The organism is Pedobacter sp. 10L46_2, from assembly GCF_056395165.1.
The window spans coordinates 1-9,366 of record NZ_JBFTIZ010000183.1 but is presented as its reverse complement, the minus strand read 5'-3'; the positions used below and the strand labels follow the sequence as shown (position 1 = coordinate 9,366).

The following is a 9,366-nucleotide window of genomic DNA, read 5'->3' as shown; positions in this document are numbered from 1 at the left end:
GCGTTCACAGTAAGGTCCAATCCCTTAATTAAATTTGTCTTTTTGTATTTAAGCGATGGCATAACGATTCTTCCACGCCTGTGTAACTGACCATAAACACTTTCAGGTCTGGCAGCAGTTTGTATTTCCTTATAGTTCTGACCTAATGTTATTCCGAACAAAAGGTTATCTGCAAATGATTTATTAACCACACCAACGTTTGCTATCAAAGTTTCGTTATGATAAGTGTCGTTAAATCTCCTTACCGAAGACGCTCTTTTTTCAGGCACCATATCATTCTGCAACCGAAGTTTAAGGTCTGTTTTATAATTGTTATCTGAGTAATTCTGGAAAGCGCTTAGCTGTACCGTTAATCCACTCTCTGAAGTAGCTGCAGCATTAATAACACTACGGTGCGTATTGAACGAACCATATGAATAAGAGGCATCCACATAATTCCGATGCCTGTTTCCTGTCACAATGTTCACTGCTCCACCCAACGCATCAGAACCTAACCACATAGGTACAACACCTTTATATACCTCTACACGCTCGGCAACATTTATAGGAATGTTGTTAATTTGGAAAGAGGATCCAAAATTGTCCATTGGGATACCATCTATAAAATAGCGGATATGATTACCTGAAAATCCATTTAATGATACATTAAAGTTGGAACCCACACCCCCCGATTCTCTTACCCGAACGCCAGCAACACGATCCAAAGCGCCCGAAATATCTAAGGTCGTATTGTAAAGTTTAGTCGCGTCAATTGCGGTTACGTTAAATGCCTGTCTGTTTACCTCTTGGGCCTTTGTCCGACCAATTACATTGACCGTTTCCATTTCTTTGACATCTTCGTCGAGCCCTAGATTTAGTTTTACATCTTCACCATTTCCTATTTTGATTGACTTCTTTTGAGATTTAAAGCCAATTGCCCTGATTTCGACAATATAGTCTCCTGGTTTAACGTTAGTGACTTTATAAAATCCATTTTGATCTGATATTGCTCCGTACGAGGAATTTCGAAGCTTTATTGTGGCAGCAGATACAGGTTCTCCTGCACTGCTTTTGAGTTGCCCACTCACACTGGAAGATGTTGTTTGGGCTTTTGAAAAAATAACATAGGTACACAGTATACCCAATAGCAAAAATTTCTTAATTTGCATGACTTTTAACTACGATTAAAGGTGAGCCGGCTTAGCCGGTAGCCACACGGGTCCGAACCGTGTGGCATTTTTATGCTGCAAATATAGAGTTATTTAGATTAAGTCCAAATAGCAATACTAATAATTATAATATAATTATCAATTCGTAGTTAAAAATTTTTCTATCATCTTGATATTCTTGAAATTACCAACCTCAATTCGACCTACATATACACTATTGGAAATGCTTAGCCTGTCGTCAGAAATAAATGCAATATACGTTTCTATAACATCATCCTTTTTAGATTGCTCGCTATCCCCTTTCTCCAGATGTACCAGGAGGGTATCAGTTCCAGCATTTCTTCTGGCGCCGCTTAAAACAAATCGTACCGTATTGTTTGCAGGCAAGTAAGCAAGCATCATTACCTGATCTCTGTTGAGTGGATAACCACATAGGGGGTCTACATGCCATTTAAAAGTCAAAACATTGTTTTCAAGTTCAACTTTCGGATTTATCGGGCATGGTAACTCACCTTTACTAATCATCACTTTTGTGTAATCAAGTTCAAGATGTGGATATTCGCCAATAACTGCCTCTCTGATATTATAGGAAGAAGCACCGTTTTGAGCGGTTTTTGTTGTTCCGGCAACATCAAGCTTAAAGCCAACATTGGTAAAATCATTGATCGCAGAAATAAATAAATTCACTATTTTAAATCGTAAATTCACTGCTTTCTGAGCATCTGTTCTTGGTTTCTTTTTCTTACGTTTTTTGGGTTTCATTCTTAGAACGGGCTGTCCAAGTCTTTCGTAACCTACCAAATAGGCTAGTTTCCCTGTCATTGGGCCTAGTATCCGAGATTTTAATCGAGCCATAACTATTTGTTTAACAGGAACTTAATTATTCCATATACGAATATACCCAAAAACGAATATTAAGTGTTAGTCAGATTTGGCCGATACATCGTCTAATTTTGGCGTTAATTCTACCACTGTATTGCTCAGGCAAAACAATAGTAAAAGGGAAGCAAAACAATAGCAAAAGGATAGCAAAAGAAAATGTACAAGAAATAAACTGGTGACTTTTACGTCATCCCAATTTTTGACCAATTAAAAAAGGCTGATGTTTTAGTTGTTCGTCATACTCCTGCTGATTTAGAAATGGCCAGATATCGAAATTGCCAAGTTTTTGAAACTCTTTAAACACCTCTTCTTGCTCTTTTCTTTTATCCCTATAATATTGTCCAAGCGATAAAACGGATAAAATTATTTCACCTAATGAGAATTTTAATAAAGGGTTATTTGTATCAAAATATGGCCATTTATATTCATTAAATTAAAATTCAATAGTATCCTACATTGGTTAAGTTGAATTTACTGTTTTTTATAATGAAGTACAACCCTTATAAATATAAAGAAAAGATTCTTTTTATCATTTTAAAAAACTTTTTGTCTGCTTTTGTGTTCTAATTATAGTTTGAACATAATCTCCCTAAGATGAAAACCAAATCCCTATTAGCAACCTTAGTGCTTTCTGCTGGACTTTTCAGCATTACAGCCAACGCGCAGACCGATCAGACTGCGCCTGTAACCGTAAATATTGATTTAACTGCTCCAGTAATCTCTATAGATCTTGGTGCTGATCCTACCGTAAACTTTTTGTATGCTACAGCTGCAGATTATACCGTAGCGCAAACTCAACCTAAGGTTGGGCATTTTACGGTTATCAGTAATCAGAATTACGATATAACTGTTGCGGCTCAGGCTGAATTCACCGTATATCCGGCGCAAACCGCTGTTCCGTTAAGTGTGGTTCAGGTAAGTGTTGATCCTGCAACGGCAAATGGAGGAACGCTCACTATGCAACCATTGTCAATGACACCAGGCGAACTGGTATCGGATGCGACAGCAACTACCGGAGCAACGTATAATGTAAACTATTCAATTCCGGATGCTGCTCCTTTGTTAGGTAAAGCAAACGAGGTATATTCTACAACGGTTATCTATACAGCAACACAGTTATAGATGCCTTATTGTGATTCATTAACGAGGCATTACATTGTTTTGCTGAGTTGGATATTGCTGCCAATCCTTACTATAAGTTTTGCACATGGTCAGGGCTTGTCCGTTAGCCCTTCGCGAATTCTTTTTAAAGGAGAGCCTGGCGAAACCGTTACGCAAGCAATTACCTTTGTTAACAATTCGAAAAATGAATTTAACTTCACCTCCGGTATAAAGGATTGGGATCGTGATTCAACAGGAACAAAACGCTATTTCCCTGTAGGCCAAATCAAAGATTCCAATGGAAAATGGATCCAGCTTTCAGCAGGTAGTTTTGGATTGAAACCCGGAGAAACAAAAGAAGTAAACCTCTCACTGGTAATCCCTAAGAACGACACCTCCAAAAGGTTAACACATAGTATGGTTTTTTTTACACAGGTTAAAGAACAGATGAAGAAAAAACCAAACCAGGCTGAAGTAGGTGTTAATGTGCTTATAGAGGTTGGTGTTCAGGTTTATCATATGCCAGTGGGTTTACCTGCCGGTGACCTGGAATTCCTGGCTTTTGTGGACAAAGGCATTTCCGGTAATAGCAAGACTGGTATCCGAAAAATGGCCGTAAAGGTGAAAAATTCCGGACAGATCAATAAAGACGCCTATGTTAGATTTGAGCTCACCAATAAAGATACAGGTGAAGAAATCCCTATAAAATCTATTGCTATTGCAATGCTTCCGGGTGCAGAGCAATGGGTAAACCTGGACTTACCTGCCAACCTGAAGGGAAACTATTTAGCCGTCGCGATTTTAGATGCGGGAAGCCAATACGATTTAAAAGTTGCTGAAAAAGAAGTTACATATTAGTTTTATTTTGCTGCTTTATATGGGCGTGTGTATTCCACTTAATGCTCAGATAATTGTAACATTGCCTGAGGCCAACATAACGGCACGCAGCAATTATACTGTAACTTTAAATTCAGGAACTTATAATGGTCTTATAGGTCTTATTCCTGTTATTGAGATTAAAGCAAATACAGCTAATTTTGCAAATACTGTAGGCGGAACAGCAACAGTGCCACTAAATACGGCATTTTTAAAGATACGAAGTATTGGCTCACTTTCGGTTCTTGGTTCGGCTACCGAAGTTACACTTACCACGGCCTATCAGGTTATGTATACTGCGCTTGCAAATCTCTCATCCGGAGCTTTTGTGGTAGATTACCGTATCAACTCAGCTGCAAACACCTGGGTTGCTGGAATATACCGTACGCCAATACAATTTTATACAGGCGTGCTTAGTCCTAACCGGATTACACCAACCACTCCTAATTTCGACATCACTATTCCTGCATTTATGACCCCTCAGGTCACATTGGGAACCGTTAATTTACCAGTGAATAGTTTTAGTATTTACCGTGCTGCAAATGGTTTATCGGTTACAAAAACCATATCCGTATCCAATACGGTACCGTATATATTAAACCTGCAAACCGGCAGCAGCCTTTTTACTTTTAATACAAGTTTGCCATATAATCAGCTACCTTCATCGGCTGTTAGCCAGGTATCTGGAACATTAACCGGAATTGGTACTGCAACAGCCATTAATTTGTCTACCACCAGTCAGGCACTAACTACCACTACAGGAATAGGCGTCCCAACAAATAACAATCAGGTGCTCAACGCTGCATTTAGCATCACCGGAGCCAACCTTAAGCAAAGCTTTGTGCAGGCTGGAACTTACCTTGTGCCCATTACATTTACCTGGAACAAACTTAGTACGGCCTATCCTTCCGGAACTTTGCAAACATCACGTTCTGGTAATTTGCAAGTTACCGTTAGCGACCTTTCTGAAGTTGTAGCCAATCAAACCAATGTTTCTTTGGCCTTTTCTTCAGCAAATGATTATCAGCAAGGAGTTTCCAAACAAATGCCTGCGCATATCAAAATCAGTAAAACCACACCCTATAATTTGTATGTAAGGGCTTTAACCCAGAGCTTTAGCTCGGGCGCCAATCAGATTCCGTTAAATGTGCTCAGAATAGGCCCCATGGTGGGCCAGACGGGCATGAACACAGTTACACTCTCTACAACCTCACAACAGCTTATAAACACCGCAAATCCGGTAATCGACAGAAATTTAAATGTACTGTATAGTATTCCGGCAAGCGAAACAAATAAGCTGCTTGGAAAACCTGCAGGATCTTACAGTACAACCATAATTTTTAGTTTTGTAGCGCTTTAGAAACGGGTTACTCCTACCTTGCGCCGCTCGTCTTTAATCTCAAAATTCAATTGATTATCTGGTTTATCCGGACTTAGCTCTACTTTATTTTCGGAGTTGCCGATGCTAAATGACATACCTTCTGTTTCGACAAAAACGGCATATGTACCTGCAGGCAGATAAAAAGAGTAATTTCCCGAAGCATCGGTTAGTGTTTTATATATTTTTCCACCTGCATCCTTTGCGTTGACACGTATTCCAGAAAGGATCGGACTGGTGTTTTGATAGCTTTTTTCTATTACCTGCATTCTCCCTTTTAAAACAATAGTTTTTACCAACGGAATCTCCATCGATTTGTTTTTAGTAATGATAATTGATATCGGTTCCTGCATTCCCCAATTCTTACTATTAACCACATAAACAGTATAATTACCAGGTTTCACCTCGTAAAACTTAACAGTGCCCTTTGAATTGGTCCGCGCTGTTTCTTCATTTAATTTAACGGTTATGCCTTCGGCACCTTTTTCATTTGGATCTCTGATGCCGTTGTTGTTATAATCTTCGAAGTATGCTAACTCCAGCTTCTCTCCCTTGCTTTTATTTAATCCTGAAAACTGCTTTTCTATACCTACCCTAATCTGACGAGTATTGAAGGTATTGGAATTGAATGAATTAATTGCGTAATAGTCAAATGGTACTTTTGTTTTCATTACGCTGTAAAACAAGTCGGTAGTTAATGCCCAGTTTCCCTTTATCATCCATTTGGCACTGCCGTTCAAAGCGTAATTTTTGGTTTGGGTAAAACCGTAATAATTATACAATGTTGCCAGTTGCACATTTAACCTGTTTCTAAACAATGTAAAGCTGGTATTTGGCCCAAATGAATACAACTTATAGTCGGCATCTTTTGTTGCAGAAAAAGAATCGCTTAAATAATAAGGATTGAGCTGAATGTAGCTGGTAAAGCCAAACAGACGATTACCGTAATTGCTATTTAGGCGAAGTGAATGAAATGGCGGTTTTGGTTCATTAGAAGTATTTTTATAGGTATATCCATAATCAGCATTAATAGATAAACTATGGTTGTTGTTAAAAAAATTGAGGTTAGCCTGCATTCTGACTGAAGATGATCTCCATTTAAAATCCTGGTTAAGCTGTGTAAGCAATTGCATCCCCTGAAGTGATTGATCCATAAAGTAAGGTCTGAAATCGAGGTTGATCTTCCCCATAAGGATACTGTAACCTACCTCGTAAACATTGATGATGTTTTTGTTTGCACTAAAGTTATAGCGGTTTCCAATATCCTGATACTCCGGCGAATTGTTTAAAATACTGATCCTTGCAGAAAGTGTACTTTTTTCCATTGTTTTAACGACTCTGTTATCACTCTGGAAAAGGCCTCTGTGCAGTCCGGTATAATAGGATGTACTGTAATAATTGTTAGTGATAAATTGATAGCTACCTGCATTAAGTGTGTAATTTATACCTAAAGCGGCTGCATGTTTGCCTGTGTGGTTATTTGCTTTTTCTAAACTGTAGCCACCCTCGAGATCTAATTGCTGGGTGGCGTTTAACCTGACGGCTGTTTTTCCACTTACCTGTTGGTTGTTCACACCGAAGAAACCATTTTGACTGTGAAGATATGTTAGCCTGCCATGCTGATCACCAATGGTTTTAAAGGCATAGCTTGCTGCAATAATAGTTGGGCCTTCCAATGAGTTTGTTACCTGGCTCATCAGCATATAATTGTTCTGCATGCCATATATGCTTAGACTCTTATCTTCATTGAAATTAAGGGTAGCTTTAGCGCCTCTACCACTTAGGACATAATCAAGATTTTCATAAATGCTACCGATCTTTAATCCCCAGTCTTTATGCTGGTAGTCAAGGTAACTATCGTACAGGTTAATGCCTTGCAAATCCTGGTAATAATCCAAATTGAAACGATAATGGAGGTCGGCATTGTTGGATAGGTTAAGTTTTCCGTTAGCCTGCATCTGATAAAATGAGCTGTTCTGGCTCATGCTCATATATCTTAAAGCGGCTGTATTGTTCAGATTTTCGCCATATGGATTATCACCTGCCCCATATCTTCTTACACTGCTGACACTCATGATTCTGATTCTTTTTAGCGCCAGCTGATTACCACCCTGATCCACTGCCTGGATGGTTACATTAAAATCGGCAGCAATTTTATTGTTCAGTTTGTTCCGCGCATTAAAAGGCAACAATTGCTGAGCACCCGGCTGCAAAACCAACGACATTTTCTCGCCGGTGAACTCCAGACCTTCTGGCACTTCAGTAAGTATCAGGCGGAAGGAAATTGGGACTATCCCTCTGTTGGTACATAACAGCATGATCTGAGATTGACCGGTAACCTGATTGAGGTAAAATTCTGATTGCTCGGTACTGATAGCCAGCCCAGTCGCATCACTTAATAGCGTATAAAAAGAAACAGCAGGCTGGATTTTTAACTGCGCATCGTCTGATTTAATGGATACAGTAAAAGCTTGTATGTTTTTGTTTATTGTTTTTCTGTCGGTAATGTATTTCAATGGGAATGCCTTTTTCTCTTTGGCATTTAAGTTAATGCTTTTAGGAAGCGTAATCATACCTGCAAGTGTCTGTGTTTTAATTGCTTCGGAACTTAGTAAAACGGCTTTATCTGACAGGTTCTCTATGATCAGTTTATTCGAAAAGGTTTGACCGCCACTTACTTTAATAGTATCTTTTTCAAAACTATAGCGAACATTGTATGTTTGCTGGGCAAATGCTATTTGGCACTTACTACAATAGAACAACAAACAATTATCTTAATTGTTTATTTATATAATGTTGATGCAAAAGTATTACGTTTTAAGCTGATTTGATGATAGTTAAAAAGAAGGTGTCCAAAAAGGTATATTTACTATTTACTTATGCTTATCGTCATCCTGAATTTATTTCAGGATCCCGTTTAAGCGGGTTTTGAATAGTAATTGCGAGATTCTGAAATAAATTCAGAATGACGGCCTTACCCTTTTGAACACCCTCCTTATACTTTGGTTTTAACAAGATGTTAAGTTAAAAACCTGGATTATTTGGTAACAGATTTGGATTAACATTAATTTCCTGTTGTGGTACTGGAAATAGCAATTGTTTTTCTGCGAACGTAGCTCCAAAAGTAGTTCTGTGCCCAACAAAATTATCCCAGTTTCCTGTTACATCGTTGTGTACTTTTCTTGTTCTGATCATGTCAAACCACATTTTGTTTTCAAAACAAAGTTCAAAATTTCGCTGTAACCATACCTCTTGTTCAAATGTTGTTTGAGACAACGCTCCGATAGGTGCAAGTTTTGCCCTGTTTCTAATGGCATTTACATACCCAATAGCTTTAGAATTAGGCCCTCCCTCGGCTCTGTTAGAAGCTTCGGCATACATCAACTGTACATCGGGCAGGCGGTATAGGGTAAAATTAAGATCTGATTTTACGGTATTTAAAACAGCATCTGTATCGAACCATTTATAAATATAAGCCTGTCTGAAAGTAACTGTTTGTCCGGTTTTTATATTTGGATAGCTCCTGTAGAAAAACTGTCTTTCGGCAACTCTTTTATCGCCTGCAGCAAACGACTGAATAAACTGCGGAGTTGGATAAACCGATCCGTATTCATCAGAATATTTAGAGATACCCGAAAAATTAGGAATGGTTAATGGTGTTAGCGGATTATTTGAAGGAACAGCTGCAGCATATTGTACCTGAAATATGAACTCGCCAGTATTTTTATTTGAAGGTTTAATCATATCTGTATATTCAGGAAACAAGGTATAACCGCCTTTCTCAATCACATCTAAAGATCGCTTAGCCGATTCCGCATAAAACTGATTTCCACCATTAATTGCGGCACCAGCATAGGTTAAGTATACGTCGGCCAGTATTGATTTTACTGCTCCCATAGATACTAGTCCTGTAGCGTCTTTCCATGCAAGCGTTGATTTTTCTGCCTCCAACAGGTCAGGTATAATAATGCTATCATATAT

At 38.6% G+C, this 9,366-nt stretch carries 7 protein-coding genes; 3 read left to right on the top strand and 4 right to left on the bottom strand.

Annotated features, from left to right (window positions below; all coding sequences use genetic code 11):
- Both AC1DDX_RS17920 and AC1DDX_RS17915 read right to left on the bottom strand, forming a co-directional pair.
- A partial coding sequence (locus tag AC1DDX_RS17920; RefSeq protein WP_477622352.1) for a TonB-dependent receptor plug domain-containing protein occupies positions 1 to 1,148 on the bottom strand: 1,148 nt, incomplete at its 3' end.
- 138 nt (positions 1,149 to 1,286) lie between these two features.
- Positions 1,287 to 2,003 (bottom strand): DUF6266 family protein, encoded by a 717-nt coding sequence (locus AC1DDX_RS17915; protein WP_288879451.1) that lies wholly within the window; start codon positions 2,001 to 2,003, stop codon positions 1,287 to 1,289.
- A 621-nt stretch (positions 2,004 to 2,624) separates the two neighbouring features.
- On the opposite strand from AC1DDX_RS17915, the gene AC1DDX_RS17910 reads away from it, so the two are divergent.
- The 3 genes from AC1DDX_RS17910 to AC1DDX_RS17900 are packed head-to-tail and all read left to right on the top strand — an operon-like array spanning position 2,625 to position 5,367.
- The gene (locus AC1DDX_RS17910) at positions 2,625 to 3,152 is read left to right on the top strand and encodes a hypothetical protein (protein ID WP_337716341.1); all 528 of its coding nucleotides are present in this window, start codon (positions 2,625 to 2,627) and stop codon (positions 3,150 to 3,152) included.
- Positions 3,153 to 3,989: a fimbrial biogenesis chaperone gene (locus AC1DDX_RS17905; protein ID WP_288879453.1), complete on the top strand. Its 837-nt coding sequence runs from the start codon at positions 3,153 to 3,155 to the stop codon at positions 3,987 to 3,989.
- Positions 3,964 to 5,367 (top strand): hypothetical protein, encoded by a 1,404-nt coding sequence (locus tag AC1DDX_RS17900; protein WP_288879454.1) that lies wholly within the window; start codon positions 3,964 to 3,966, stop codon positions 5,365 to 5,367. The genes AC1DDX_RS17905 and AC1DDX_RS17900 overlap by 26 nt, the downstream gene beginning before the upstream one ends.
- On the opposite strand, the gene AC1DDX_RS17895 is transcribed toward AC1DDX_RS17900, so the two are convergent.
- Positions 5,364 to 8,150 (bottom strand): SdrD B-like domain-containing protein, encoded by a 2,787-nt coding sequence (locus AC1DDX_RS17895; protein ID WP_477622351.1) that lies wholly within the window; start codon positions 8,148 to 8,150, stop codon positions 5,364 to 5,366. The two genes, AC1DDX_RS17900 and AC1DDX_RS17895, sit on opposite strands and share 4 nt — an antisense overlap.
- A gap of 259 nt (positions 8,151 to 8,409) precedes the next feature.
- On the bottom strand, positions 8,410 to 9,366 hold a 957-nt coding region (locus AC1DDX_RS17890; protein WP_477622350.1), incomplete at its 5' end, for a RagB/SusD family nutrient uptake outer membrane protein.